Annotated in this window: 1 protein-coding gene; it reads left to right on the plus strand. The window is 73.1% G+C overall.

Features of this window, described 5'->3' with window-relative positions:
- Positions 1–11: 11 nt before the first annotated feature.
- On the plus strand, positions 12–590 hold a 579-nt coding region (locus tag I3F54_RS31920; RefSeq protein WP_240122412.1), incomplete at its 3' end, for an acyl carrier protein.

The following is a 590-nucleotide window of genomic DNA, read 5'->3' on the forward strand; positions in this document are numbered from 1 at the left end:
AGAGCAGTGGCATGACCGGTCGGCTGGCAGCAGCCGACCGGGCCCGACTCGCCCGCCTCGGCATCGCACCGCTGGCCACGGAAGACGCCCTGGCCCTCTTTGACGCGACGCTGGCGACCGAGACCCCGGCCGTGGTCGCCGCCCGTTTCGACCCGGCCGCCCTGCGCGGCGCAATCGCGGAGGAGCAGCTTCCCCCGTTGCTGGCCGGGCTGGTGAGGACGCCGACTCGGCGGGCCACCACGGGCGGTGGCGGCGGGTTCGCGGAGCGGCTGCGGGGTCTGGGGGCCGAGGAACGGCAGAGGGTGGTCGCCGGTGAGGTGCGCCGGCAGGTGGCCGGGGTGCTGGGGCGTCCGGATGCGGACGCGGTGCCGGTGGACCGGGTGTTCTCGGAGTTGGGCTTCGACTCGCTCATGGGTGTGGACCTGCGGAACCGGCTGAGTACCGTGATGGAGCGGAGGCTGCCGGCTTCCCTGGTCTTCGACCAGCCGACCGTCCGCGATCTGACCGAGTACCTGATCGCCGAGCTCACGGGTGACGCCGATGTGTCGGCCGGTGTGGTGGGTGGGGTGGTCGCGGTGGATGAGCCGTTG

The sequence above is a fragment of the Streptomyces sp. MUM 2J genome, assembly GCF_022414535.1.
In the GTDB taxonomy this organism is placed as follows: domain Bacteria; phylum Actinomycetota; class Actinomycetes; order Streptomycetales; family Streptomycetaceae; genus Streptomyces.